Origin of the sequence: Nocardia sp. NPDC051911 (genome assembly GCF_040681035.1) — a bacterium.
GTDB classification, from domain to species: Bacteria; Actinomycetota; Actinomycetes; order Mycobacteriales; family Mycobacteriaceae; genus Nocardia; species Nocardia sichangensis.
This window is the reverse complement of sequence record NZ_JBFAXY010000012.1, coordinates 181,885-206,866: the sequence shown is the minus strand read 5'-3', so window position 1 is coordinate 206,866 and position 24,982 is coordinate 181,885. Positions and strand designations below refer to the sequence as shown.

Below are 24,982 nucleotides of genomic sequence, written 5' to 3'. Positions count from 1 at the left end.
CGCGTAAGGCCACGTGGCACGTCGGATCCCGGCTGCGCGGAGGCTCGAGGCTGCGTGGCATGTCGGATTGCGGTCGCGCGGAGGCCCGAGGCTGCATGGCACCTCGGATCCCGGCTGCGCAGAGGCCCGAGACTGCGGGACGCGTCGGATTTCGGCTGCGCAGACGCGTAAGGCCACGTGGCACGTCGGATCCCGGCTGCGCGGAGGCTCGAGGCTGCGTGGCATGTCGGATTGCGGTCGCGCGGAGGCCCGAGGCTGCTTGGCACGTCGGATCCCCGCTGCGCGGAGGCCCGAGGTTGCGTGACCGTCGGATGCTGGCTGCACAGACGCCCAAGGCCACGTGACACGTCGGATCCCGGCTGCGCGGAGGCCCGAGCGTGACATGTCGGATTGCGGTCGCGCGGAGGCCCGAGCGTGACATGTCGGATTGCGGTCGCGCGGAGGCCCCAGGCTGCGTGGCAGTCGGATACCGGTCGGTCAGACGCCCGAGGCCGCCTGACCGCCGGAGTCGGGCTCAGGTCAGGTAGCGGTAGGCCGGTGAATCGGGCTCGAGGCGCTCGCACTGGATCGGGGAGTGGTGCATCCGTTCCAGCAGCGGCGCCAGCCCGTCGGGGGCGCCCAGTTCGATGCCGACCAGCGCCGCGCCCGTCTCCCGGTTGTTGCGCTTGACGTACTCGAACAGCGTGATGTCGTCTTCCGGGCCGAGCACCTCGTTGAGGAAGCGGCGCAGCGCGCCGGGTTCCTGCGGGAAGTCCACCAGGAAGTAGTGCTTGAGCCCGCTGTGCACGAGCGAGCGCTCGATGATCTCGCCGTAGCGGGAGACGTCGTTGTTGCCGCCGGACACCAGGCACACCACCGTGGAGCCCGGCTCCACGGTGATCTCCGCCAGCGCCGTCGTGGTGAGCGCGCCCGCGGGCTCGGCGATGATGCCCTCGCTCTGGTACAGGTCGAGCATGGTCGTGCAGATCGCGCCTTCGTCGACCTGCATCATCTGGAAAGTGCCCGCGCCCCTGGGGGATTCGGTGGTGGTCAGCAACGGCAGCGAGGCGTGCGAAACCACGCGCCCGCCGAATCCGGACACCGCCGCGTACGGCACGGCGCCTACCCGGCGGACCGCGGCGCCGTCGACGAACGGATCGATCTCCGGCAGCGTGACCGGGCCGCCCGCCACCAGAGCCGCGGTCATCGAGGCCGCGCCCGCGGGCTCCACGCCCAGGATGGCGGTGCGCGGGGATCGGGCGCGCAGGTAGGTGCCGATGCCCGCCAGGCAGCCGCCGCCGCCCACCGGCACGATCACCAGGTCGGGCGTGGTGGGGAGCTGCTCCAGGATCTCCGCGGCGATGGTGCCCTGACCGGCCGCGGTGCGGGTGTCGTCGAACGGCGGCACCATGGTCGCGCCGGTGCGCTCCACGTCGGCCGCGGCGGCCGCGGCGGCGGCGTCGTAGGTCTCGCCGACCGCGATGAGCTCGACGAACTCCCCGCCGTGCACCCGGATGCGGTCACGCTTCTGCTTCGGCGTCGTGGTCGGCACGTAGATGCGGCCCTTGATCCCCATCGCCTGGCAGGCGAACGCGACGCCCTGCGCGTGGTTGCCCGCGCTGGCCGCGACCACGCCGGCGGCGCGTTCCCGCTCGGTCAGCTGGACCACGAGGTTGTAGGCGCCGCGCAGCTTGTAGGAGCGGACCGCGCTGAGATCTTCGCGCTTCAGATAAACGTTCGCCCCGGTCAGCTTGGACAGCCGCTCGCTGCGCTGCAGCGGGGTCGGATCAATGACGTCGGCAATTCGCTTGGCGGCAGCATCGATCTCGTCCGCGGTGAGGGCGGGACGAGAAGCGGTCAGTGCGTCGAGGACATCAAGCGGATCGGACACCCCGAATATGCTGCCACCCGCCGCGGCGGCGAGCTGCGGCGGGTGGCGGTGACACGCGGGCTACCTGCGCAGAAGCTACTGCGGGGTGAGAACGAAGACGGGGATCTGACGATCGGTCTTGGTCTGGTAGTTCGCGTAATCCGGCCACACCTCGACCGCGCGCTCCCACCACTGCGCCTTCTCGTCGCCGAACACCTCGCGGGCGGTGTAGTCCTTGTTGACCGTGCCGTCGCGCAGTTCGACGTGCGGTTCGGCCTTGATGTTGTGGTACCAGACGGGATGCTTCGGCGCGCCGCCCAGCGAGGCCACCACGGCGTACTCGCCGTCGTGCTCCACCCGCATCAGCGGCGTCTTGCGCAGCTTGCCGCTCTTCGCGCCCTTGGTGGTGAGCAGGATGATCGGCACACCTTGCAAGGTCGCGCCCTCGGTGCCGCCGGAGTTCTCGTACTTCTCGGCCTGTTCGCGGGCCCAGTCGGATGTACTCGGTTCGTATTCACCTGTCAGTGGCATATCTGCGGCAACGCCGCGGCGATTACTTGTGTTCCCGGCGACAAAAAGTTCGCTGGCCCGAACTTCCAATTCCGACTACCCTGAGGAGATGGCGGTCGTTCACTCTTCGGCGCGCGGCACCACGATCGACATCGCGGGTAGCGCGTGGCCGGTATACAAGCTCGACGCACTGGTCGTCGGCTTGGTGACCTGCCTCGTCCTGGCCCTGATCACCGGATCGCTGCAACTCGCGGTACTCGTCGCGGCAGCGCTCGGCGCGGCGCGGTGGCTGATCGGCATGGCGGTCGCGGGTCTCGGCGAGGGGCCCGGCGGCACGCCGTAGCGCGCCCCGCATTAACGCTTCCCCGCCGCGGGCGATGAATTCGAGTAGTCGAATACGCGGGTTTCGGTGGGATGCCGGCGGGAGGATCAGCGCATGAAACGTCTGGTTGTGTGTTGCGACGGCACCTGGAAGGCCGAATCGAGCAGCACGGTTTCGAACATAGTCAAGATCGCGCAGACGATCCGGTTCGATGCGCCCGGACCGGCGGGGGAGACGATCCAGCAGTGGGTCACCTACGTCTCCGGCCCAGGTGCCCGCGGATTCCTCAGCGATCGCCTGATGGGCGGCGCCTTCGGACTCGGACTCGAGGCGAACCTGTCGTCCGCCTACTGGCATCTGGCCTTGAACTGGGAGAAGGGCGACGAAATCTACATCTTCGGCTTCAGCCGCGGCGCCTTCACCGCCCGCAGCCTGGCCGGCCTGATCAACCGTGTCGGGATCATGACCCCCGAAGCGATGATCGAAGGCAAGTACCCCGACGCCCTGAACATCTATCGGCAGCGACCGCCCGCGCCGACGCGGGAGAACCCCGATCCGGCCGAGCCCGAGCAGTGGCAGGAATTCCGCCGGAAGCATTGTCACCGAGCGAAGATCGATTTCCTTGGCGTGTTCGACACCGTCGGCGCGCTCGGCGTCCCTGGCATCACCTCCCTGCGGCACCGCTTCCACGACGTCAAACTCTCCCGGCACGTGCACTGCGCCCGCCAGGCGCTGGCCATCGACGAGCGGCGGCGCAACTTCGAACCGGCCGTGTGGGAGGTGCCGGTCGAACCGACGGTGAAGTACCGGCGCGGCTTCGAGCGAGTCAAGCAGGTGTGGTTCCCCGGCGTGCACAGCGACATCGGTGGCGGCTACACCGAATGCGGCCTGTCCGACATCACGCTGCAGTGGATGGTCCGCGAGGCGGAGTCGGTCGGGCTGGCCTTCGACCGGGACCGGCTGGCGGCGCTGTCGAAGCGCTGCGACCACACCGACGGCGACCACATGCGGCTGCACGATTCCCTGAGCATCGGCTACCGCGTCCTGAACGTGGTTCGGACGCTGCGTAATCCGCGCAGTCGCCGGTTCCACTGGGATTCCTGGCGCCGGATGTCCATGCCCACCGATCAGGGCGTGCGGTTGTCCGCGAGCGCGCAGGACGCGCTGGACTACCATCCCGCGAATCTGCGACGCTGGCGCGAAGAACTGGGCGGTGTGATCCCGGAAGCCGCTTTCGAGCAGATCCGCGGGGTGTTCTCCAAGAAACTCGAGCAGGCGGGCGCGCCCGTGCCCGAGCCGTCAGCGCACCAGCAGCGCGACCGGCAGCCTGGCGAACATCTTCTCGAGCCTGGCCCGGCCCTGGAAGGTGTGGCCGGTCAGCCGGTCTGTCCAGCTGCCCGCGGGTAGGTCGATGAACGTATCGCTCCAGCCGGTCTCGGCCAGGCTCACGCTGTGGCGGGTGGCGGCGACGATGACCTCGGGGGCCTCGCCCGCGCGGCCGCGGGCGTAGGACACCACCTTGGACGCGTGGTCGCCGGTGGCGAACAGCGGCCGGTACGTGCCGCCGACGAAGCATTCGGGACGTTCGCGGCGCAACCACAGCGCGTAGGCGACGATCCACATCTTCGCCGCGCCGGTGGTGTCCAGCGCGGGCGTGCCGGTGAGCGATTGCAGCATGCCCGCACGGGCGGCGAAGTCCACCGGCCTGCGGTTGTCCGGGTCGACGAGGGAGTCCTCCCACAGCTCGCAGCCCTGGTAGACGTCCGGGATGCCCGGCCCGCACAGCTGTAAGAGCTTCTGCGACAAGGCGTCCGACCAGGCGTGCGGGGCCAGTTCGTGCACCAGGTCGCCGAGTTCGGAGCCCACCGGGCCATCGATCACCGTGTCCAGCCACGCGTGCACCGCGGCCTCGAACTCGGCGTCCGGCTCCTCCCAGGAGGTCTTGCTGTTCGCCTCCCGCATCGCCTTCTCGGCGAACGCGTGCACACGCTCACGCAGGCCGGGCACCGATGCGGCCGGTCGCCCGTCCGCGGGCCACACCCCGAACATGTTCTGCAGCAGGAACAACGCCGTCGCACCGTCCGGCGCGGGGGCGGTCTCCAACCAGGAGTCGACGTTGCGCGCCCAGGTCTCCGCGGCCTGGGACAGCACGCCGATGCGGGCGCGCACGTCCTCGCCGCGCTTGGTGTCGTGCGTGGACAGCGTCGTCAGAGTGGCGGGCCAGCGTTGCGCGCGCTGGCTGTTGGACAGGTGGAACTCGTTGAGCGAGTGGCCGAAGCGCGCCGGGTTGCCGCCGACCTCCTGCAACGAGACCAGCCGCGCGGCCTGATAGAACATGGTGTCCTCGACCGCCTTCGCGGTCACCGCGCCGCAGACCTGGCTGAAGCGCATCGCCGCGGCCCCGTCGGCGGCCAGCGCCGCGACCAGGACCGCCAGCGGCGCGGTGAGTTCGTTGTTGCGCTTCTCCACCTCGGCGATCACCGCGCCCGTCATCCCGGACAGCGGCGCGTAGTCGGCCCGGTAGACCGGCATGAACGCCAGCACCTCGATGGTGGCGTTGGTCAGCGCCATGGTGTCGAAACTCTCGGCGTTCGCGTCCTGTTTGATCGCGGCCACCAGCCGCCGGACCTCCGGTGTCAGAATGGTTTCCGCGACCGCGCGCTTGATCCGGTGTTCGGTCTCGCCGATCCAAGCCCGGTCGCTGCCGTGCCCGGCCACCCGGCGCGAGAGTTCGGTGAGCGCGTGCTCCCCGCGCGGATCGATCAGCACGCCGCCGAAGTCGGCCAGCGCCTCGTAGCCGGTGGTGCCGTCGATGGGCAGCGTCGCGTCCAGCGGCTCGCGGTTGGCCAGGATCTTCTCCACCAGCAACAGCCGGTGCGGGCCGATCAGTCTGCGCAGCCGGGTGAGGTAACCGGCGGGATCGGCCAGACCGTCCGGATGGTCGACCCGCACGCCGTCGATCAAGTCGTGCTCGCACCACGCGGCGAGCTCGCGGTGGGTGAGCTCGAAGACCTCCGGGTTCTCCTGACGGATCGCGGCCAGGCTGCTCACCGCGAAGAAACGCCGATAGGTGCACAGCCCGGCCTTCCAGCTCACCAACCGGTAGTGCTGTTTGTCGTGGATGCGCAGGGCGTTGTCGCCGTCGGTGCCGGGCGCGATCGGGAAACGCAGATCGTGCAGCGCGAGCATCGGCTCGGCGCCGGTGCGGTCCACGGTCAGGGCGGCCGGGTCGTTCTCGCTCTGCAACACCGGCAGCGCCAGCCTGCCGCCCGCGCCGTTGCCGGGGCTCCAGTCGATGTCGAAATACGGCGCGAACCGCGACTCCTGGCCATTCCGCAGCACGTCCCACCACCAGGCGTTCTGTCGCGGATCGGCGACGCCGACGTGATTGGGCACCAGGTCGACGATCAGTCCCATGCCGCGGCTGCGCACCTCGTCGGCGAGTGCCTTGAGCCCCGTCGGCCCGCCGAGGGCGGCGGAGACCGTGGTCGGGTCGGTGACGTCGTAACCGTGCGTCGAACCGTGCGCCGCGGTCAGGATCGGCGACAGGTACAGGTGCGAGATGCCCAGCTGCTGAAGGTATTCCGCGATGGCGCGGGCCTCGGCGAAGGTCAATGCGTCCGGTCGCAGCTGTAGCCGGTAGGCGCTGCGGATCGTCGTCTGGCGGGCGGGCTTGCGTCGGAGGGACACCGGGTCGGTCACGTGCATCTCGGTGGGATCGGGTGCGTTCATCGGCATTCGGGTCAGGCGGCCTGGCGGAGGACGAGGAGACAGCGAGCTTCGACGGTGACGGCCGCGCCGCCGGGATACCTGGCGTCGGTCATGCCGGTCGGGGTCGAGCAATCCAGTGCCACCGACCATTCCGCGCCGTCGCCGGTGCTCGGTAGCACGAAGTCGATAGCCGCGTCGTGGGCGTTGAAACACAACAGGAACGAGTCGTCGGTGATCCGCTCGCCTCGCGGGCCCGGCTCGGGGATCGCCTCGCCGTTGAGGTAGACCGCCAGCGACTTGCCGAATCCGCTATCCCAGTCCGCCCCGGTCATCTCCTCGCCGGACGGGGTGAGCCAGGCGATGTCGCGGGCGTTGTCCGCCGAACGGACCGGGCCGCCCGCGAAGAAGCGACGGCGCCGGAAGACGGGGTGCCGGGTGCGCAACGCGACCACCGCGCGGGTGAACTCCAGCAGATCGGCGTTCTTCTCCCGCAGCGACCAGTCCATCCAGGCCAGCGGCGAGTCCTGGCAGTAGACGTTGTTGTTGCCGTGCTGGGTGCGGCCCATCTCGTCGCCGTGCGCCAGCATCGGCACACCCTGGCTGAGCATGAGCGTGGCCAGCAGGTTGCGGCTCTGCCGGTCGCGCAGGGCGAGGATGTCCTGGTCGTCGGTCGGGCCTTCGACACCGCAGTTCCAGGAGCGGTTCCAGCTCTCGCCGTCGCGGTTGTCCTCGCCGTTGGCCGCGTTGTGTTTCTCGTTGTAGGACACCAGATCCCGCAGCGTGAACCCGTCGTGCGCGGTGACGAAGTTGATGCTCGCGCTCGGCCTGCGGCCGGTGGCCTCGTACAGGTCCGAGGAACCGGTGAGCCGAGAGGCGAACTCGCCCAGCGTCGCCGGTTCGCCGCGCCAGTAGTCCCGCACGGTGTCGCGGTACTTGCCGTTCCACTCCGTCCACAGGCCGGGGAAATTGCCCACCTGGTAGCCGCCCTCGCCGACGTCCCACGGTTCGGCGATGAGTTTGACCTGGCTCACCACCGGATCCTGCTGCACCAGGTCGAAGAACGTCGACAGCCGGTCCACGTCGTGCAGTTCCCGCGCCAGCGTCGCGGCCAGATCGAAGCGGAAGCCGTCGACGTGCATCTCCAGGATCCAGTAGCGCAGGGAGTCCATGATCAGCTGCAAGGTGTGCGGGTGGCGCACGTTGAGACTGTTTCCGGTGCCCGTGTAATCCATGTAGTGCGAAGGATCGTCGTCGACCAAGCGGTAGTAGGCGGCATTGTCGATGCCGCGGAAGCAGATCGTGGGGCCGTTGTGGTTGCCCTCGGCGGTGTGGTTGTAGACGACGTCGAGGATCACCTCGATGCCCTCGGCGTGCAGCGCGCGCACCATCGCCTTGAACTCGGTGACCGCCGACCCGGCGCGATCCATCGTCGCGTACTCGCTGTGCGGCGCGAGGTAGCCGAAGCTGTTGTAGCCCCAGTAGTTCCGCAGTCCCTGATCCAGCAGCACGCGGTCCTGCAGGAACTGGTGCACCGGCATCAGTTCGATCGCGGTGACCCCCAACCCCTTCAGATGGTCGACGACCGCCGGGTGCGCGATGCCGGAATAGGTGCCGCGCAATTCCTCGGGCACCTCGGGATGCGTCATCGTCATGCCCTTGACGTGCGCCTCGTAGATCACCGTCTCGTGGTACGGCCGGTTGGGCGGCCGGTCGGCGCCCCAGTCGAAGTACGGGTTGATCACCACGCCGGTCATGGTGTGGCCGAGCGAGTCGAGCCCGTGGGTGTAGAGCGAGGGGTGATCGTCGAAGTCGCCGTCGAAAGCCTTGCCGTACGGATCGAGCAGCAACTTGCTCGGGTCGCAGCGCAACCCCCGGTCGGGGTCGTATGGGCCGTGCACGCGGAATCCATAGCGCTGACCAGGGTCGATTCCGGGCAGGTAGGCATGCCAGACGTACCCGTCCACCTCATCGAGCGCGATCCGGTTCTCGGCTCCGTCGGCGTCGATCAGGCAGAGTTCGACCGCGTCGGCGACCTCGGAGAACACCGAGAAATTGGTGCCTGCGCCGTCGTAGGTGGCCCCGAGGGGATAGGCGGTGCCGGGCCAGACACCCAGAGGTGCCGCGTCACCGGGCGCTGCGTCGGGCTGAGCCATGGCAACGACAGTAGCGTCAGCCGGGCGTCCAGCGGTGCGGGTGGTTGTGGGTGACCGGATCGGACGAGGTCGGAGGCATTTTTCGCGCCATCGGGGGAATGGTGCGAGCACCGAGCACGGCCCGCGGTGGCAACGCCGCGCAGTCTCGCGGCACAGCACGGGCGAACGGACCCAACGCCGCGTCGGCCTTGCCCCGAGCGGGGCGCGGTGGTCGCGAGCTCATCCGTAGCGGCGGTCGCGATGACGCGAGCCCTCGCCGGACGCGTCCGAGGTGCCGCGGCACGCGGTGCGTTGATACGGATCACTGACGGCCCGGCACGCGGTGCGTCGATACGGATCACTGACAGCGACGGGCCGTGTGGTGCTCGACATAGCGGAAGCGCATGCGACCCGGCGCATCGTGTGGCGGCTCGTGAGCGGGCGCGCGGCTCACTTCGCGGATGTGAGCGACCGCCGCCAGGTCTGGCCGACCAGGTCGTGCCCCCAGCTGTGATGCGGGCTCTGGTCGACGAGCTCGAATCCCGCGCGCTGGTAGACGCGCCGCGCGGCGGTGAGCACGTCGTTGGTCCACAGCACGATCTCCCGGTAGCCCGCCGCCGTGGCGAATCGCAGGCATTCGTCCACCAGCGCCGAGCCGACGCCGAGACCGCGGACGGTCGGCTCGACCAGGAGCAACCGCAGGCGCGCGGTGGTGTCGTCCTCGCGAACGCAGAAGACGCTACCCACCGGGCGGCCGTCGGATTCCGCGATCCAGGCGCGCTCGCGCTGCTCGTCGCGGGAAGTCAGATAGTCGGCCACGATGCGCACGATCAGTTCCTCGTAGGTCGCGTCCCAGCCGTATTCGTTCGCGTAGAGCTCGGCATGACGCTGGATCACCCAGCCGTAATCACCGGAGCGCGGGCGTCGCAGCGAGAAAGCAGGTGCGTCGGCGGGCCGGTCCAAAATCTGCTGAATGGTTCGCATCGCCGTGATCAGGCGCGCGCGGGTCGCTTGCGGCTGCGCGTCGAGCAGCGCGCCCACTTCGTCGCTGGAGCGCTGATCGAGCGTCGCGAAGATCTCCCTGCCCCGATCGGTCAGCCGGACCTCCTGGCGGCGGCCGTCACTGCCGGAGCGGTTGCGCCGCACCAGGCCGGACTGCTCGAACCGGGCCAAAATGCGGCTGAGGTAGCCCGCGTCCAGGTCGAGGGCGTGGCGTAGCGCGACCACTTCGGTGGCGTCGGACGCGGCCAGCTCGAACAGTATCCGCGCCTCGGTGAGCGAGTAGCGGCTGTCGTGCAGTCCTTCGCGCAGCACGCCGATCACGCGCGTGTAGTGGCGGTTGAACTCGCGGACGGCGGCGATGTCGGCGGGGGCGGCAGCGGTCACGGCGGCTCCAATCTTTGACTTTGTCAAAGAATATTCCGCCGCGACGCCACCGGGCTGGGAAACGGCCGAACTCGGCCCACCCTTGCGAACCCGACCAGCTCGGGTGCTAACTTGAACGGTGTTCAAGCCGCTCCGGGGCGACCCGGGCCGTGACGCGAGGATTCCTGTGGCACTGACCCCCGACCAGATCACCGCCCTCGACGCCGAGCACGTCTGGCATCCGTACGGCGGCTTCCCCGCGACGACCGAACCGCTGGTGGTGGCCGCCGCCGCGGGGACCAGGCTGACCCTGGCCGACGGACGCGAGCTGGTCGACGGCATGAGTTCCTGGTGGGCCGCCATCCACGGTTACCGGCACCCGGTGCTCGACGCCGCGCTGGTCGACCAGTCGCGGCGGATGAGTCATGTGATGTTCGGCGGGCTCACCCACGAGCCGGCGGCCCGGCTGGCCGAGCTGCTGGTCGAATCGACACCGGCCGGGCTGGACAAGGTGTTCCTGTGCGACTCCGGCTCGGTGTCGGTCGAGGTCGCCGTGAAGATGTGCCTGCAGTACTGGCGTTCGCTGGGCAAGCCGGAGAAGCGGCGGCTGCTCACCTGGCGCGGCGGCTACCACGGCGACACCTTCACCCCGATGAGCGTGTGCGACCCCGAGGGCGGCATGCACTCGCTGTGGACCGACATCCTGGCGAATCAGCTGTTCGCGCCGATGCCGCCGAGCGAGTACCACCCGGAATACACGGCGGAACTGGAGCGCATGATCGCCGCGCACGCGGGCGAACTCGCGGCGGTCATCGTGGAGCCGATCGTCCAAGGGGCGGGCGGGATGCGCTGGCATCATCCCGGCTATCTCGCCGACCTGCGCAGGTTGTGCGACGAGCACGGGGTGCTGCTCGTCTTCGACGAAATCGCGACCGGATTCGGCCGCACCGGAACGCTTTTCGCGGCCGACCTGGCCGGGGTGAGCCCGGATGTGATGTGCGTGGGCAAGGCGCTGACCGGCGGTTACCTCACCCTGGCCGCCGCGCTGTGCACCACGCGGATCGCCGAGACGATCAGCGCGGCGCACGGCGGGCTCATGCACGGCCCCACGTTCATGGGCAACCCGCTGGCCTGCGCGGTCGCCGTCGCGTCGATCGAGTTGCTGCGCTCGCGCGACTGGCGCGGCGAGGTGACCCGGATCGAAGCGGAGCTGGCTGCGGGCCTGGCCCCGGCGCGCGAGCTGCCGGGCGTGATCGAGGCGCGTGTGCTCGGTGCGATCGGTGTGGTCGAGCTGGACCACCCGGTCGACATGCGCGCCGCGACCGACGCCGCGGTGGCGGCCGGGGTGTGGCTGCGTCCGTTCCGCAACCTCGTCTACACCATGCCGCCGTTCATCAGCACGTCCGGCGACATCGCCACGATCACCGCCGGCATGCGCGCCGCGGTCGCCGCGGGGATCGGTCGGTGACCGGTCAGGCGATCCAGGGCGGGACGATGGTGCCGTCGCTGTCCGGTGTGCCTGCCCGCGCCCCCGCGGGCGCGGTGACGATGGCGGTGAAGCCGTCGCCGGTGTGCACCTGTCGCAGCGTGTTCGGCGGGAGGATCACCGTATCCCCTTCGGCCGCGGTGAGTTCCGTGCCGTCGAGCGTGACGTCGAGCCGTCCGGCGAGGACGGTCCAGATCTGCTCGGCGTCGATGAAGTGCAGCGGTCCCGCGGTGTCGGCGGGCACCTCGACCCGCCACAACGCGAGTCCGGAGCCGCCCTGGGTGGGGGAGGCGAGCGTGGTCATGACACCGCCAGGGGTTTCGGTGCGGCGGGTGTCGGAGTGTCGGATGACGGTCATCTGGCTACCACCTCTATAATAGACAACATGGTTGTCTATATAGTCAACGAGGTTGTCCATCATGTCAAGTGACAGGGGTGGCTATGAGCTGCCGCTGCGCATGCTGCTCGGCTTCCGGGCTGTGATCGACGAGGTGCACGCGGATCTGGCCGAGCACGGTCACGCCGAGTTGCGGCCGATGCACGGCTTCGTCTTCCAGGCGATCGGCCGCGCGGGCGGGCCGCACGGTTGCACGGCCGCCGACCTGGGGCGCGCGCTCGGTGTCTCGAAACAGGCCGCGGGCAAGCATATCGAGGCGTTGGAGCGGCTGGGCTACCTTCGCCGCGGGCACGATCCGTCCGACGCGCGGCGCAAGGTCTACACGCTCACCGAACGCGCCGATGACGTGCTGACCCGATCGGCGCGAACGTTCGACCGGATCCACGATCGCTGGTCGGAACTGCTCGGCGCGGATCGGCTGGCCGACCTGGAGCGCGATCTGCGCTCGCTGACGCCCGGCGAGGTGTTCCGGCTGGATACGCCGAACTGGTTCACCGGTCCGTGAGCCGATCGGACGAATTAGGGCGGCCGTCGGCGAGGTCGGGACGATCGCTGTCGGACAGCATCTCCCACACCCGGAAGATGCAGTGGTAGTCGTCCGACCAGCCGCGCACCATCAGTAGATAGGTGTCACCGTCGCGGAGCACGACGCGGCGACCGCGCAGCTTGGGATGCTCCGGGGTGTAGGTGGGCAGCACTCCGGCCAGTTTCGCCAGCGCTTGTGCGCGCGTGCCGACCACTTCCGTCAGGATTCGGGGTGACCAGCGCTTGTGATCGCCCGAGCCCGTTGTTTCCTCGACGACTATCGCCCACCGCGGCATCCGGCCGTGTACCTCCCGGTGCAGCTTGTCACCGCGGGCCGGTGACACCACCAACGATGGGCTCAACGGTACCAGCGGACCTGCGGGAGAGTGCCCTGAACGGTGTTCAAGTATGCTTCGGAGCTGTGACTACCGATCCGTTGAGCTGGTTGGACGAACGCGCTTCCGCGCGCGTGGCCGCGGGACTGCGCCGCGAGCTGCGGCCGCGCGCCCCGCAGGCGCCGTCGATCGATCTCGCCTCCAACGACTATCTCGGCCTGGTGCGCCACCCCGAGGTGATCGAAGGCGCGATCGAGGCGGTGCGCCGCTGGGGTGCGGGGTCGACCGGGTCGCGGCTGGTCACCGGCACCACCACCGAGCACGAACTGCTGGAGACCGAGTTGGCCGAATTCGTCGGCGTCGAAGCGGGACTCGTGTTCGCCTCCGGATACGCGGCCAACCTCGGCGCGGTGACCGCGCTGGCCGGGCGCGGTTCGCTGGTGATCTCCGACGCGGGCAGCCACGCCTCGCTGGTGGACGCGTGCAGGCTCTCCCGCGCCAGGGTGGAGATCGCGCCGCATCGCGACGTCGCGGCGGTGGAGCGGCTGCTGTCGGAGCGCGTCGAGGAACGTGCGCTGGTGCTAACGGATTCGGTGTTCAGCGCCGACGGCGATCTCGCGCCGTTGACCGAACTGCACCGGGTGACCAGGGCCAACGGGGCGGTGCTCGTGGTGGACGAGGCACACGGCATCGGTGTGCGCGGGGCGGGCGGACGCGGGTTGGCGCACGAGTCGGGTCTGGCGGGGGCGCCGGATCTGGTGATCACCGCGACGCTGTCGAAATCCCTTGCCGCGCAGGGCGGTGTGGTGCTGAGCAGTGGCCGGGTGCGCGCCCACCTGATCGACGCCGCGCGCACGTTCATCTTCGACACCGGTCTCGCGCCCGCCGCCGTCGGCGCCGCGCGGGCCGCGTTGCGGGTGCTGCGCGCCCAGCCGGAGCTGGCCGAGCGGGTGCTGGCGCGCGCCGCGGACATCGCCGGGATCGCCGGTGTGCCCGCGCCGCCTTCGGCGGTGGTGTCGGTCGTGCTCGGTCCGGCGCAAGTGGCCTTCGACGCCGCGCAGGCGTGCCGAGCGCACGGGCTGGACGTTGGCTGCTTCCGTCCGCCGACGGTTCCGGAAGGCACGTCGCGACTGCGCTTGACCGCGCGGGCGAATCTCACACCGGCCGAACTCGACTCCATCGCGACGGTGCTCGGCGAAGTGCTGGCGCAGGCGCGAGAGGCGGTGCCGGCATGACCGTCCTGCTGATCACCGGAACCTCCACCGATGTCGGCAAGACCGTCGTCACCGCGGCCGTCGCCGCCGCGGCGATGGCGAACGGCCGTTCGGTGGCGGTGTGCAAGCCGGGCCAGACCGGTGTCGCGGTGGGCGAACCCGGAGACCTCGCGGAGATCCAACGGTTGTCCGGCGTCACCCGCACGCTCGAACTCGCCCGCTACCCGGACCCGCTGGCGCCCGACACCGCCGCCCGCCGGGCCGGGCTGCCGGAGCTGACACTCGCCGAGACCGCCGCCGCCGTCGATTCCCTGACCGACGCCGACCTCGTCCTGGTCGAGGGCGCGGGCGGATTGCTGGTGCGCCTAGGCGATTTCACCCTGCTCGACCTCGCCCAGAAACTCGGCGCGCCCGTCCTGCTGGTCACCGCGGCCGGGCTGGGGACGCTCAACCACACCGAACTGACCACCCGCGCACTGCAATCGGCGGGCGTGCGGTGCCAAGGCCTGGTGATCGGCTCTTGGCCCGCCGAACCGGATCTCGCCGCCGAATGCAATCGCATCGACCTGCCGCGCGTCAGCGGCGTCGACCTGGTGGGTTCGGTGCCGCAAGGCGCGGGCGGCTGGGAGCGTGCGCGATTCATCGCCGCCGCCCCGGGGTGGTTCGAGCCCGCCTGGTCGCCTTTCCGCTGATCGATGGCGTTTCCGCGACGCGAGTCTCCCCGAACGTGTCGGTGACCCCGCTGAGTGCGGACGCGCGACCCGTGTTCGGTGGCATCTGCGCGCGGAAGCGGTGCGGCAGTGGATGGTGCCAGACGGCAGGACCGGACACGTGCGCGAATTCGATGCCCGGAGAGGTCGGCGTGTTCCGAATCACGCTCGCTTGCGCGACGAGTCCACGGTAGCGGCAAGGCCACCGCGCACAGCATTTCGCGCGGCCCGCACGAGCACGTGGTGCAGATCATCGAATTCACGACCTGCGATCCGTCGGTGGCGACGAGCACACTGTCAGCTACCTTGCGCTATGTCGAGGGCGCCACCGACATCCAGGAGGTACCCGACGGTCTGTCGAGCTTAATCGCGCTCGACGACAACAAATCGGTCGGCGGAACTCGCTGGGCAAACTCGCGGCCAAGGCCGAGGCGGCACGCTGAACGATAGCGGGCTCATGGCGACCGCCCGCACCCGTGCCTACAGTGGGATGGATGTCGCCGATGGACGAGAGGCACCCGTCCACCGTCTCCGACTGGGATGACGCGCGACGCCGATCTCGGCTGCGGGACACGAGCCTGGGGCACGGGTGGAAGACGTTGCGCCGCACCAGGGTGACGCTGCTTCGGGTGGCCGCACTGCTGCTGGCCGGACTCGTGGTGTTCGCGCAGTACTGGAAGTACGACGTCGCGCCGGAACAGGCGCGACTGGCGCGCACCGAGCCCGCCATCCTGCCCGTCGCCCCGCCGGTGGACCCGCAGAACTGGGACACCGTCGTGGTGGATCTGGTCGGGCTCGGCGGGCTCGACGCCAGTGGCACCGCCGCCGCGCTGCCCGCTCTGCGCAGGATGGGCATGGTGTGGGCGATCCGCTACGACAATCAAGGTATCGACACCAAGGTGATCGCCGACCTCGTCGTGCGCGCCGCCGAACTGTCGGGCCTGCGCAACATCGTGCTCGTCGGCCACAGCATGGGCGGCGTGATCGCACTGGAGGTCGCCGAGCACATCCACCGGGACAGCGACCGCAGACTGGTCGGGGTGATCCTGGACTGCACGCCGGTCGACCTGAACGCGGTCCGTCCGGAGAGTCGCGGGCGCGGTGAGGACATGCTGCGGTGGATGGGCTGGCTGCCCGGTGCGCGGGAAAGCCGCATGCTCCGGCTGGCCGTGGAGACCTACGCTCGCCGGGACCGTTTCGTCGACCGGGGCGACGGGCTGCCCGGCATCCGGTTCGGCCAACTGGGCCAGGTGCTGGCGGAAGTGATGCGGGAGAAGATCGTCTCGCGCGACGCGGCGAGCAACGGTCTGATCGAATCCCAGTTCACCGCAATCGTGGCCGGTGGCGCGACGGACGACCTGCGCGCCCTCGCCCAGCCCGTGGCCGACAAGCCACGGCCCGCCATCGTCTTCATCCGGCCGCGCGACGCGAGCGCCGACCGCGTGGTCGACGTCGAGTACTCCCATCGGGTGCTGATCGAGCGGTCCGGCGGAGTGGACGGCACGCTGCTGGTGGTGCTGGCGCGAAACACCGGGCACGCGAATCCGATGCAGCGGCCCCGGGAATACAACACGGTGATCGAGCAGCAGATTCTGCCGTTCGTGCAGCGCTACCAGCAGCAGGTCCGGTCGACGACGGTGGCAGCGCCGCCCCGCTGAGGGGTTCGAACCAGGCTGAGACAAACCGTTTTCGCGCCGGTTTCGTCTTGTTCTAATTCGCCTTATGTTCCGACCAAGTACGTTCCGGTCCGGCCTCCGTGGCCGCGCGACCGCCGCATTGCTCGCCGTGGCGACCGTTGCGACCCTCGGACTCACCGGCTGCGCGAAGGACGACAAGCCGGTCGGTCCCACCGCCGAAGGACCACTGCCGACCGAGGTTCCCGCAGGCACCACCCTCGTGGTCGCCGACCAATCCGAGCGCCTGCAATCGGTGCTGCGCATCTCCGGCGAGCTCGACAAGCTTCCGTTCAAGGTGGAGTTCGCCAACTTCGTCGGCGGTCCCGCCATCCTGGAGGCGTTCCGGGCGGGCGCCGCCGACGTCGCCCAGGTCGGCGACGTCCCGCCGATCCACGCCTTGGTGGCCGGGCAGGACGTCCCGATCATCGCGTCCTACCAGACCAGCACCACCGCCCTGAAACTCGCGGTGGCGCCGGGCAAGTCGGTGACGAAGCTCGCGGATCTGAAGGGCAAGAAGATCGCCTACGCGGAGGGCACGGCACAGCAGGCCGCCGTGCTGCGCGCCATCGACAAGGCCGGGCTCACCACCTCCGACGTGCAGCTGGTCCGACTGCAACTGGCCGAGTTCCTCGATGCCGTGCGCACCGGCCAGGTCGACGTCGCGCCGCTGATCGAGCCGAACGTCACCCGGTTCCTGCGCACGCCGGGCACCTCGCTGGTCCCCGACTCCGAGACCGTAGGTCTCTACGGCGGTCTCGCCTATCTGTACGCCCGCCGCGCGGTCGTGCGGGATCCGGCGAAGGCGGCCGCCACCCGGGCGCTGGTCGGCGCGTTCGTCCGCGCCTACCAGTGGGCCAACACCCACCCGGAGGACTGGGCGCGCCGCTACTACGTGGACAACCAGAAGGTGAGCGCCGACGACGCCAAGCGCATCGTCGACTCGCTGGGCACCTACGTCTTCCCGCATCTGGACCAGCAGTTGGTCGACCGGCAGCAGGCCACCATCGACGCCATCGCCAAGGCGGGCGAACTGCCCAAGAAGGTGCAGGCGTCCAACGGCTTCGACCTGCGCTTCGACGCCGCGATCACGCAAGCGGTCACCGAGAGCGGCGCGTCGTTCGAACCGAAGGCACGCTGATGGCGACCCTCGACGCCGGGGTGCTGCGCCGCTTCGGCCTCGGCCGCTCCACGGCGGAACCGATACTGGGGAAACGCAAACCGACCCGGCCGCGCCTCGGTCCTGGCCGCCCCATCCCGTTCGGCATCGCGGTGGGACCGGCGTTGCTGATCGCCGCCTGGGTGGCCGGTTCGGCCACGGGCGCTTTGGATCCGGAGACCCTGCCCGCGCCGTGGACGGTCGCCGAGACCGCCGGTGACCTGCTCGCCGACGGCCGTTTACAGAGCAATCTGCTGACCTCGGTGCAGCGCGCCGTGATCGGGCTCGGGCTCGGTGTCGCGATCGGCCTGGTGCTGGCGCTGCTGGCCGGGCTGAGCCGGGTCGGTGAAGCGTTGGTGGACGGGCCGATCCAGATCAAGCGCGCCATTCCGACGCTCGCGCTGATTCCGCTGTTCATCGTGTGGTTCGGCATCGGCGAGGAAATGAAGCTGGTGGTGATCACCACCAGCGTGGCGATCCCGATCTACCTGAATACGCACGCGCACCTGCGCAGCGTCGACGCCAGGTATGTGGAACTCGCCCAGACCGTCGGACTGTCGCGGTGGGGATTCGTCCGCCGGATCGCGCTGCCGGGATCGCTGCCCGGCTTCTTCACCGGCCTGCGGCTGGCCGTCACGATCTCCTGGCTGGCGCTGGTCGTGGTGGAACAGGTCAACGCCACCAGCGGTATCGGTTACCTGATGACCCAGGCCCGCACCTACGGCCAGATCGACATCATCGTGGTCGGCCTGGTGATCTACGGCCTGCTCGGCCTGTTCGGCGACATCCTGGTGCGCGCGGTGGAAAGGAAGGCGCTGTCATGGCGGCAGACACTCGGGGACTGAACGTCGTCCGCGCCCGGCGGCTGCGCCGTGGCTTCGGCGACCGGGTGGTGCTGCGCGACATCGACATCGACATCGCGCGCGGCGAGTTCGTCGCGCTGCTCGGCCGCAGCGGTTCGGGCAAGAGCACGCTGCTGCGGGCGCTCGCCGAATTGGACTACGACGTGCCGGGTTCCGGCGAATTGAGCGTGCCCACCGAGCGTTCGGTGGTGTTCCAGGACTCCCGGTTGCTGCCTTGGGTGCGGGTGCTCGACAACGTGACCCTCGGTCTAGGAGGTTCGGACGCCGCCGGTCGCGGTCGCGCGGCACTGGCCGAGGTCGGGCTCGCGGGCCGGGAGAAGGCCTGGCCCAAGGAGCTTTCCGGTGGCGAGCAACAGCGTGTCGCCCTGGCGCGTTCGCTGGTGCGCGAACCCGAGCTGCTGCTGGCGGACGAACCGTTCGGCGCGCTGGACGCGCTGACCCGGATCAAGATGCACGCACTGCTGCAGGACCTGTGCGCCGAGCATCGGCCCGCCGTGCTGCTGGTCACCCACGACGTGGACGAGGCGGTGCTGCTGGCCGACCGTGTCCTGGTGCTCGACGACGGGCGCATCGCGGTGGACCAGCGCATCGACCTGGAACGCCCCCGCCGCCACGGCGATCCCGCCTTCCTGCGGCACCGTTCCCTGCTGCTGGCCAGCCTGGGCGTCGACGTCGTCGACACGCCCACCGACGAGAAGAAAGCCTCATGACCGCACCGCGCCAACTCAGCCTCAACGCCTTCATCTACCCCTCCGGCCACCACGAGGCGGCATGGCGGCATCCGTGGAGCAGCCCCGAACGGATCTACGACGTCGCCTACTACCAGGAGATCGGACGCACCGCCGAAGCGGCGAAACTGGACGCGGTGTTCTTCGCCGACGGACCCGCCCTGCACAACAACGTGAAGCCCAACGCGACCTCCGGCCTGGAACCGATCACCCTGCTCACCGCGATCGCCACCGCGACGACGCATCTCGGCCTCATCGCCACCGCGTCGACCACGTACTACGAGCCCTACAACCTGGCCAGGCTGTTCTCCACGCTGGACCACATCTCCCGCGGCCGGGCGGGCTGGAACATCGTCACCACCGGCACCGATCTCGCCGCGGCGAACTTCGGTCTGGACAAGCATCCCGACCATGCCGAACGGTACGCCCGTGCTAGGGAATTCGTCGACGCCGTGGTGGCGCTGTGGGACAGCTGGGAGGACGACGCCATCGTCCTGGACCAGGCCTCAGGCGTGTACGCCGACCCGGAGAAGATCCACCAGATCGACTTCGCCGGCGAATACCTGCGGGTGCGTGGACCGTTCAACGCGCCGCGCACGCCGCAGGGCCACCCGGTGCTGGTGCAGGCGGGCGCGTCGAACGACGGGCGGGCGTTCGCGGGCAAGTACGCCGAGGCGATCTTCACCGCGCATCAGCGGCTCAGCGACGCCCAGGCGTTCTACGCCGACATCAAGGGGCGGGCCCGTGGCTTCGGCCGCGACCCCGAGCACATCAAGATCCTGCCGGGGATCAGCCCGTTCATCGCCGACACCGAGGCGGCGGCCAAGAAATTGGAGCAGGAGTTCAACGAGCTCACCGTGCCGGAATACGGCCTGGCCCAGTTGGAGGGCATCGTCGGGATCAGCCTGCGGCACCTGCCGCTGGACGAGCCGATCCCGGTCGATTTGTTCGACGCGGCGGGCGATGTGACCGACAACGGGAAGAGCCGCTTGCAGGTCGTGGCGGGCATCGTGCAGCGCGAACGGCCGACCGTGCGCGGCCTGCTGCACCGCCTCGCCGGTGCGCGCGGCCACCGGGTGTTCGCCGGAACCCCCGAGCAGGTCGCCGACACCATCGAGGAATGGTTCCGCAACGGCGCGGCCGACGGGTTCAACGTCATGCCGCCGTACTACCCGGGCGGACTGGAGATCTTCGCCGAGACGGTCGTGCCGATCCTGCAGGAACGCGGCCTGTTCCGCACCGAGTACACCGGCACCACGCTGCGCGACCACTTCGGCCTGCCCCGCCCCGACAGCCGTTTCGCCCCGCAGCCCGCGCTGGCCCGGTGAGCGGCGCCGACGAAAGCGACTGTCCGCCTGGGCGCCGGGCTGTCCGCCACAGGACGGCACCGGTGCATGCGATGGGTCGGCCCCGCGCGTTCGGTGCGGGGCCGGCCGACGCCGTGCCCCGCTCACGGGTCGGGCATTCGAAGTCGGTCGCGCACGCTAGCGTGCGCGTCTTCGATCCACACGCTGTGCTGGTCGACTCGAACCAGCGAGTCGGGTTCCAGGGCAATGCGAGCCAGGTGCGCTCCGGGTGCTGGTGGTCGGCCGGTTCCGAGTCTCCTGCTGTCGTGTCGCGGGTTGCCTCCACCACGCCTACCGCGTGCCGTGAACCAGCTGCCTGCGGCCGCCCTCCGGTAGCGAGGTTCGCTGGAAATGGGGAATGGCAATCGGCGCGCGGTCTCGCCTCGGGCGGCGGCTTCGGGCTGAATGTGATCGGGCGGAGCGCGGCCTCGCGGCATCGATCGGCGATGCGATGAGCGAGCGGTCCGTCGTAGCGGGCGACATCGGCGGCGTGCGGTTGCGGTCGCTGACCTGGACGGTGTTCGTGCCGATGGTGGTGTACGGCATCGGGTCCGGCGCGGCGGCGCCGATGTACGCGCTGCGCGCGCTCGACCTGGGCGCGTCGGCCGGGCTGGCGGGGATCATCGTCGCGTTGTCCGGGTTGGGCATGGTGCTCACCGACCTGCCCGCGGGGCGGGTCGTCGCGACCATCGGGGAACGCGGTGCGCTTGCGGTGGGTTCGGTGCTCGGTGCGATCGGCGTGCTCGCGGCGATCATCGCGCCGAATGTCGGCGTGCTCGCGCTGGGCATGCTGCTGGGCGGCGCGGCGGGCGCGGTGTGGGGCCTGGCTCGCCAGTCCTATCTGGTTGCCGTGGTGCCCCCGAACGACCTCGGCCGCGCGATGTCGACGCTGGCCGGTTCCATGCGGTTGGGGTTCTTCTGCGGACCGTTCCTCGGTGCGGCCGTGGTGCATTCGCTCGGTCCCAACGGCGCGTTGTGGTTGCAGTTGGTGACCACGGTGGTGTCCGGCGCGGCCATGGCGGCGATCCGATCGCCGGAGGGATCGGGCGAGGCGGGCGCGGGGCACGCGCTGACGGCGATCGTGGTCCAGCACCGCAGGACCCTCGGCACGCTCGGCCTGGCCGCGCTGCTGGTCGGGGCCGCGCGTGCGGCCCGGCTGGCGCTGCTTCCGTTGTGGGCCGCGCACATCGGACTGAGCGCGTCGACCACCAGTTTGGTGTTCGGCCTGGCGGGCGCGGTGGACGTGCTGATGTCGTATCCGGCGGGCGTGTGGCTGGATCGCTACGGCAGGCGGGCGACCGGCGTGCCGTCGATGGTCCTGTTCGCCGCCGGTTTCGGTGTGCTGCCGTGCACCTCCTCGGTGCTCGGGCTCGGTTGCGCCGCCGTGCTGCTCGGGCTGGCCAACGGCATGAGCAACGGGCTGATCATGACGGTCGGCGCTGATGTCGCGCCCGACGGGCAGCGGGCCGAGTTCCTCGGGGCCTGGCGGCTCACCCACGACATCGGCATGTTCGTCGGACCGGTGGCGGTCGGCGCGATCAGCGCCGTGACCGTGCTCGGCGGAGCGGCCATCGCGCTCGCGCTCACCGCCGCGGCGGGCGCCTACGCGATGCATCGCTGGTTTCCGGGCGTGGTCGGGGCGCCAGGGCGGCGGTCGGCCCGGACCGGGTAGGCGCTCGCCCTCGCCGCCGTTGCGCGGGATTCGAGAATTTCCACTGGTGGCACGTGTCGCTAGGGTCTGGTCATCGGCGTGCGTCGGTATGGTGCTGCGGCATGTCCCTATCGTTCCTTCGGCGATCCGGCCTGGTCGCCGCCTCGATAAGTATGTGCGTCGCGGTCACGCTCGGGGTGGCCCCTGCGACAGCGGAAAGCCCGACGACCGGGCAATTGAGCGGGATCGAGCTGCTCGATCCCGCGTGGACTTTCCCCAAGGCCGCGGTGTCGCTCGGGATCGGTTACACCACGACCGATCAGCACGGCGCACCCGCGCAGGCATCCGGTGCGCTCTATCTGCCCCCGGGCCTGCCGCCGCAGGGAGGATGGCCGCTGGTGGTGTGGGCACACGGAACCGCGGGCATCGGCGATGCCTGCGCGCCGTCGCGCCGCCCGCAGTCCGAGCGGAACATCACCTATTTCGACCAGATCCTGGAGAACGGGTACGCGGTACTGGCTCCCGACTATCAAGGCCTCGGCACCCGCGGGCAGTTCAGCTACTACAACACGAACGTCGAGGGGATGTCGATAATCGACGCGGTCGCGGCGGTGCGCACGACTCCGATTCCGCTATCACGCAGATGGGCCTTGGTCGGTCAGTCGGAGGGAGCGCACGCGGTGATGAGCGCGGCCGGTCTGTATGCCGAGAAAGGCGGTTCCGCTACGGGGTTGAGCGGAGTGGTGGCCACCGGGCTGCGCACCGACCCGAGCAAGAGCCTGCCGGAGATGTTCCGGGCGGACTCGACCGGCTCCAAGAACCAGATCGCCTACGCCGCGTACTATCTGGCCTCGCTGGAGGAACTGAACCCAGGCAGCGTCACCCCGTACCTGTCCGATTTCGGCAAGGACTTCGTGGAAAAGGCCGCCCACGAATGCCTTTCGCATCTGGTCGAGCGCGCCGACGGCCGCCGACCGTCGGCGCTCGTCGCCGACCCCGACCGGCCGACGCCCACCTTCGCCGAAGACATCGCCGCCCTGACGGGATATCCGGAAGACCGGTTCACCAGCGATCTCCTGATCGGCTACGGCACCGCGGACATCGATGTGCCTCCGACCGACACCGCGAACTACGGGAAGAAACTGCAAGAGCTGAACCCCGGAATACGGGTGACGGTCCAGCAGTACCCCGGCCAGGACCACAGCGGCGCGTTCCTGGCATCGCTCCCGGACGCGTTGGCCTTCCTGAACACGCACCTGCGCTGAGGTTCGGAACGGCGTGGTCACCCGCCCGGCGTCAGCGGACGCGGGTGCCGAGCAAGTGCCGCACACCCGCGACGAACAATTGCAGGCCGAAGTCGAAACGGGCGGTGGGGTCGGTGGTCTCCTCCAACGGCGAGGCGCCCTCGGGCAGGGCGCCCGCCGAGTCCATCTGCATCCTGGACTGCTCGTCCACGGTCTCGCCGAGGACGTAGTAGAGCAGCGTGAACGCCGCGAGTTCGGCCTCCTGGCGCGGCATGCCCGCGCGGATGGCGGCGCTCACCAGCCGTTCTCGCCCTTTGCTCGTGGTGAGCCGGGACGCGTAGGTCGCCGACACCAATTCGGCGCCGTCGCGATAGGCCAGCAAGCAGTCGCGCAGCCGGTGCGCCAGTTCGGTGATCTGCCCGGACCATTCCTCGGCCGCGATCGGGTCCTCCATGGGCGCGAGGATCTTGTCCGCGACCGCGCCGAGCAGCGCCTGCTTGTTCGGAAAGTGCCAATACAACGCGCCGGGCTGCACCTGGAGCGAGCCGGCCAACCTGCGCATGGTGAGGTCGGCCAGGCCGTATCGGTCCAGAATCGCGATGGCTCCGTCGACCACGTCCGCCCGGTGCAGCTGCACTCGATGCCCTTCCCGTCGTGCTTTGACTCACTCCTACCGCTACCCTAGCCTGAACACCGTTCAAGTTGCACGGCCACCTCGGCCGGACGAAGGGATTCGTGCAGTGACCCAGGCACCTGTAGACACCGAAATCTTGTCGATCGCCCGCGAGCAGGTGCTCGAGCGCGGGGTGGGGCTGACCCAGGAGCAGACGCTGGAGGTGCTACGGCTCGGTGACGACCGGCTGGAGGAGTTGCTCGCCCTGGCGCACGAGGTGCGCATGAAGTGGTGCGGCCCCGAGGTCGAGGTCGAGGGCATCATCAGCCTCAAGACCGGCGGTTGCCCGGAGGACTGCCACTTCTGCTCGCAGTCGGGCCTGTTCCAGTCGCCGGTGCGCGCCGCGTGGCTGGACATTCCCAGCCTGGTGGAAGCCGCCAAGCAGACCGCGAAGACCGGCGCCACCGAGTTCTGCATCGTGGCGGCCGTGCGCGGTCCCGACGAGCGCCTGATGGCCCAGGTGGCCGCCGGTGTCGAGGCGATTCGCAACGAGGTGGACATCCAGGTCGCCTGCTCGCTGGGCATGCTCACCCAGGAGCAGGTGGACCAGTTGGCCGCCATGGGTGTGCACCGCTACAACCACAACCTGGAGACCTCGCGGTCCTACTTCCCGAACGTGGTGACAACGCACACCTGGGAGGAGCGCTGGGACACCCTGCGCATGGTCCGCGAAGCGGGCATGGAGGTCTGCTGCGGCGGCATCCTCGGCATGGGCGAGACGCTGGAGCAACGCGCCGAGTTCGCCGCGAACCTGGCCCAACTCGAGCCCGACGAGGTGCCGCTGAACTTCCTCAACCCGCGTCCGGGTACGCCCTTCGGCGACCTGGAGGTGCTGCCCGCGTCCGACGCGCTGCGCGCCGTGGCCGCGTTCCGGCTCGCGCTGCCGCGCACCATGCTGCGCTTCGCGGGCGGCCGGGAGATCACCCTCGGTGACCTCGGCGCCAAGCAGGGCATCCTGGGCGGCATCAACGCCGTCATCGTCGGCAACTACCTGACCACCCTCGGCCGCCCGGCCGAACAGGACCTGGACCTGCTCGGCGAGCTGAAGATGCCGATCAAGGCGCTCAACGAAACGCTCTGACCGGCTCG

Annotated in this window: 23 protein-coding genes; 15 read left to right on the top strand and 8 right to left on the bottom strand. The window is 69.7% G+C overall.

Going from position 1 to position 24,982, the window contains the following annotated elements; genetic code table 11:
- Positions 1–514 precede the first annotated feature (514 nt).
- Together ilvA and AB0L97_RS17755 are read right to left on the bottom strand one after the other, a co-directional pair.
- A complete protein-coding gene (gene ilvA / locus AB0L97_RS17760; protein ID WP_355078312.1) occupies positions 515–1,870 on the bottom strand; it encodes a threonine ammonia-lyase IlvA in 1,356 nt (451 codons plus the stop codon).
- A gap of 75 nt (positions 1,871–1,945) precedes the next feature.
- A complete protein-coding gene (locus AB0L97_RS17755; protein WP_355078311.1) occupies positions 1,946–2,380 on the bottom strand; it encodes a nitroreductase family deazaflavin-dependent oxidoreductase in 435 nt (144 codons plus the stop codon).
- Positions 2,381–2,468: 88 nt separating this feature from the next.
- Between AB0L97_RS17755 and AB0L97_RS17750 the strand changes: the two genes are divergently transcribed.
- The gene (locus AB0L97_RS17750; RefSeq protein WP_355078310.1) at positions 2,469–2,702 is read left to right on the top strand and encodes a hypothetical protein; all 234 of its coding nucleotides are present in this window, start codon (positions 2,469–2,471) and stop codon (positions 2,700–2,702) included.
- A 93-nt stretch (positions 2,703–2,795) separates the two neighbouring features.
- Positions 2,796–4,088 carry a DUF2235 domain-containing protein gene (locus AB0L97_RS17745; RefSeq protein WP_355078309.1) on the top strand — a complete coding sequence of 431 codons (1,293 nt, stop codon included), beginning with the start codon at positions 2,796–2,798 and terminating at the stop codon, positions 4,086–4,088.
- On the opposite strand, the gene treY is transcribed toward AB0L97_RS17745, so the two are convergent.
- The 3 genes from treY to AB0L97_RS17730 form a co-directional block, all read right to left on the bottom strand.
- Positions 3,981–6,389 (bottom strand): malto-oligosyltrehalose synthase, encoded by a 2,409-nt coding sequence (treY, locus tag AB0L97_RS17740; RefSeq protein ID WP_364430641.1) that lies wholly within the window; start codon positions 6,387–6,389, stop codon positions 3,981–3,983. The two genes, AB0L97_RS17745 and treY, sit on opposite strands and share 108 nt — an antisense overlap.
- 35 nt (positions 6,390–6,424) lie before the next feature.
- Complete coding sequence (gene glgX / locus AB0L97_RS17735) at positions 6,425–8,545, bottom strand: glycogen debranching protein GlgX (RefSeq protein ID WP_355078308.1); 2,121 nt, start codon at positions 8,543–8,545, stop codon at positions 6,425–6,427.
- 429 nt (positions 8,546–8,974) lie between these two features.
- On the bottom strand, positions 8,975–9,910 hold the full coding sequence (locus AB0L97_RS17730) for a helix-turn-helix domain-containing GNAT family N-acetyltransferase (RefSeq protein ID WP_364430559.1): 936 nt from the start codon (positions 9,908–9,910) through the stop codon (positions 8,975–8,977).
- Between the two features lie 166 nt (positions 9,911–10,076).
- Here AB0L97_RS17730 and AB0L97_RS17725 point away from each other — a divergent pair, with 166 nt between their 5' ends.
- Positions 10,077–11,357: an adenosylmethionine--8-amino-7-oxononanoate transaminase gene (locus tag AB0L97_RS17725; protein WP_364430556.1), complete on the top strand. Its 1,281-nt coding sequence runs from the start codon at positions 10,077–10,079 to the stop codon at positions 11,355–11,357.
- Positions 11,358–11,361: 4 nt separating this feature from the next.
- Here the strand turns inward: AB0L97_RS17725 and AB0L97_RS17720 are convergent, their stop codons facing one another.
- Positions 11,362–11,733: a cupin domain-containing protein gene (locus AB0L97_RS17720; RefSeq protein WP_364430553.1), complete on the bottom strand. Its 372-nt coding sequence runs from the start codon at positions 11,731–11,733 to the stop codon at positions 11,362–11,364.
- 61 nt (positions 11,734–11,794) lie between these two features.
- On the opposite strand from AB0L97_RS17720, the gene AB0L97_RS17715 reads away from it, so the two are divergent.
- Positions 11,795–12,277, top strand: a complete 483-nt coding sequence (locus tag AB0L97_RS17715; protein ID WP_364430550.1) for a MarR family winged helix-turn-helix transcriptional regulator — start codon at positions 11,795–11,797, stop codon at positions 12,275–12,277.
- On the opposite strand, the gene AB0L97_RS17710 is transcribed toward AB0L97_RS17715, so the two are convergent.
- Entirely contained in the window at positions 12,264–12,659 is a 396-nt protein-coding gene (locus AB0L97_RS17710) for a hypothetical protein (RefSeq protein ID WP_355078303.1), read from the bottom strand. The two genes, AB0L97_RS17715 and AB0L97_RS17710, sit on opposite strands and share 14 nt — an antisense overlap.
- Positions 12,660–12,718: 59 nt before the next feature.
- Between AB0L97_RS17710 and AB0L97_RS17705 the strand changes: the two genes are divergently transcribed.
- The 10 genes from AB0L97_RS17705 (at position 12,719) to AB0L97_RS17660 (ending at position 23,241) form a co-directional block, all read left to right on the top strand.
- Complete coding sequence (locus tag AB0L97_RS17705) at positions 12,719–13,867, top strand: 8-amino-7-oxononanoate synthase (RefSeq protein WP_364430546.1); 1,149 nt, start codon at positions 12,719–12,721, stop codon at positions 13,865–13,867.
- Positions 13,864–14,538: a dethiobiotin synthase gene (gene bioD, locus AB0L97_RS17700; RefSeq protein WP_355078301.1), complete on the top strand. Its 675-nt coding sequence runs from the start codon at positions 13,864–13,866 to the stop codon at positions 14,536–14,538. The genes AB0L97_RS17705 and bioD overlap by 4 nt, the downstream gene beginning before the upstream one ends.
- 261 nt (positions 14,539–14,799) lie before the next feature.
- Positions 14,800–15,006: a hypothetical protein gene (locus AB0L97_RS17695; protein ID WP_364430543.1), complete on the top strand. Its 207-nt coding sequence runs from the start codon at positions 14,800–14,802 to the stop codon at positions 15,004–15,006.
- 44 nt (positions 15,007–15,050) lie between these two features.
- On the top strand, positions 15,051–16,214 hold the full coding sequence (locus tag AB0L97_RS17690) for an alpha/beta hydrolase (protein WP_364430540.1): 1,164 nt from the start codon (positions 15,051–15,053) through the stop codon (positions 16,212–16,214).
- Between the two features lie 64 nt (positions 16,215–16,278).
- The gene (locus AB0L97_RS17685; protein ID WP_355078298.1) at positions 16,279–17,370 is read left to right on the top strand and encodes an ABC transporter substrate-binding protein; all 1,092 of its coding nucleotides are present in this window, start codon (positions 16,279–16,281) and stop codon (positions 17,368–17,370) included.
- Positions 17,370–18,233: an ABC transporter permease gene (locus AB0L97_RS17680; protein WP_364430537.1), complete on the top strand. Its 864-nt coding sequence runs from the start codon at positions 17,370–17,372 to the stop codon at positions 18,231–18,233. The genes AB0L97_RS17685 and AB0L97_RS17680 overlap by 1 nt, the downstream gene beginning before the upstream one ends.
- Entirely contained in the window at positions 18,209–18,961 is a 753-nt protein-coding gene (locus AB0L97_RS17675; RefSeq protein WP_355078296.1) for an ABC transporter ATP-binding protein, read from the top strand. The genes AB0L97_RS17680 and AB0L97_RS17675 overlap by 25 nt, the downstream gene beginning before the upstream one ends.
- Positions 18,958–20,307 (top strand): LLM class flavin-dependent oxidoreductase, encoded by a 1,350-nt coding sequence (locus AB0L97_RS17670; RefSeq protein ID WP_364430534.1) that lies wholly within the window; start codon positions 18,958–18,960, stop codon positions 20,305–20,307. The genes AB0L97_RS17675 and AB0L97_RS17670 overlap by 4 nt, the downstream gene beginning before the upstream one ends.
- Positions 20,308–20,776: 469 nt before the next feature.
- On the top strand, positions 20,777–21,997 hold the full coding sequence (locus AB0L97_RS17665) for an MFS transporter (protein ID WP_364430531.1): 1,221 nt from the start codon (positions 20,777–20,779) through the stop codon (positions 21,995–21,997).
- A gap of 101 nt (positions 21,998–22,098) precedes the next feature.
- Entirely contained in the window at positions 22,099–23,241 is a 1,143-nt protein-coding gene (locus AB0L97_RS17660; protein ID WP_364430528.1) for a lipase family protein, read from the top strand.
- Between the two features lie 31 nt (positions 23,242–23,272).
- On the opposite strand, the gene AB0L97_RS17655 is transcribed toward AB0L97_RS17660, so the two are convergent.
- The gene (locus AB0L97_RS17655) at positions 23,273–23,857 is read right to left on the bottom strand and encodes a TetR/AcrR family transcriptional regulator C-terminal domain-containing protein (RefSeq protein ID WP_355078292.1); all 585 of its coding nucleotides are present in this window, start codon (positions 23,855–23,857) and stop codon (positions 23,273–23,275) included.
- A 103-nt stretch (positions 23,858–23,960) separates the two neighbouring features.
- On the opposite strand from AB0L97_RS17655, the gene bioB reads away from it, so the two are divergent.
- The gene (gene bioB, locus AB0L97_RS17650; protein ID WP_355078291.1) at positions 23,961–24,974 is read left to right on the top strand and encodes a biotin synthase BioB; all 1,014 of its coding nucleotides are present in this window, start codon (positions 23,961–23,963) and stop codon (positions 24,972–24,974) included.
- Positions 24,975–24,982: the final 8 nt, after the last annotated feature.

Bases quoted from the DNA above. Each gene is read 5' to 3' on its own strand.
- AB0L97_RS17755 (WP_355078311.1), bottom strand. From the start codon at position 2,380: ATGCCACTGACAGGTGAATACGAACCGAGTACATCCGACTGGGCCCGC.
- AB0L97_RS17750 (WP_355078310.1), top strand. From the start codon at position 2,469: ATGGCGGTCGTTCACTCTTCGGCGCGCGGCACCACGATCGACATCGCG.
- AB0L97_RS17745 (WP_355078309.1), top strand. From the start codon at position 2,796: ATGAAACGTCTGGTTGTGTGTTGCGACGGCACCTGGAAGGCCGAATCG.
- treY (WP_364430641.1), bottom strand. From the start codon at position 6,389: ATGCACGTGACCGACCCGGTGTCCCTCCGACGCAAGCCCGCCCGCCAG.
- glgX (WP_355078308.1), bottom strand. From the start codon at position 8,545: ATGGCTCAGCCCGACGCAGCGCCCGGTGACGCGGCACCTCTGGGTGTC.
- AB0L97_RS17720 (WP_364430553.1), bottom strand. From the start codon at position 11,733: ATGACCGTCATCCGACACTCCGACACCCGCCGCACCGAAACCCCTGGC.
- AB0L97_RS17715 (WP_364430550.1), top strand. From the start codon at position 11,795: ATGTCAAGTGACAGGGGTGGCTATGAGCTGCCGCTGCGCATGCTGCTC.
- bioD (WP_355078301.1), top strand. From the start codon at position 13,864: ATGACCGTCCTGCTGATCACCGGAACCTCCACCGATGTCGGCAAGACC.
- AB0L97_RS17690 (WP_364430540.1), top strand. From the start codon at position 15,051: ATGTCGCCGATGGACGAGAGGCACCCGTCCACCGTCTCCGACTGGGAT.
- AB0L97_RS17685 (WP_355078298.1), top strand. From the start codon at position 16,279: ATGTTCCGACCAAGTACGTTCCGGTCCGGCCTCCGTGGCCGCGCGACC.
- AB0L97_RS17680 (WP_364430537.1), top strand. From the start codon at position 17,370: ATGGCGACCCTCGACGCCGGGGTGCTGCGCCGCTTCGGCCTCGGCCGC.
- AB0L97_RS17675 (WP_355078296.1), top strand. From the start codon at position 18,209: ATGGCGGCAGACACTCGGGGACTGAACGTCGTCCGCGCCCGGCGGCTG.
- AB0L97_RS17670 (WP_364430534.1), top strand. From the start codon at position 18,958: ATGACCGCACCGCGCCAACTCAGCCTCAACGCCTTCATCTACCCCTCC.
- AB0L97_RS17665 (WP_364430531.1), top strand. From the start codon at position 20,777: ATGAGCGAGCGGTCCGTCGTAGCGGGCGACATCGGCGGCGTGCGGTTG.
- AB0L97_RS17660 (WP_364430528.1), top strand. From the start codon at position 22,099: ATGTCCCTATCGTTCCTTCGGCGATCCGGCCTGGTCGCCGCCTCGATA.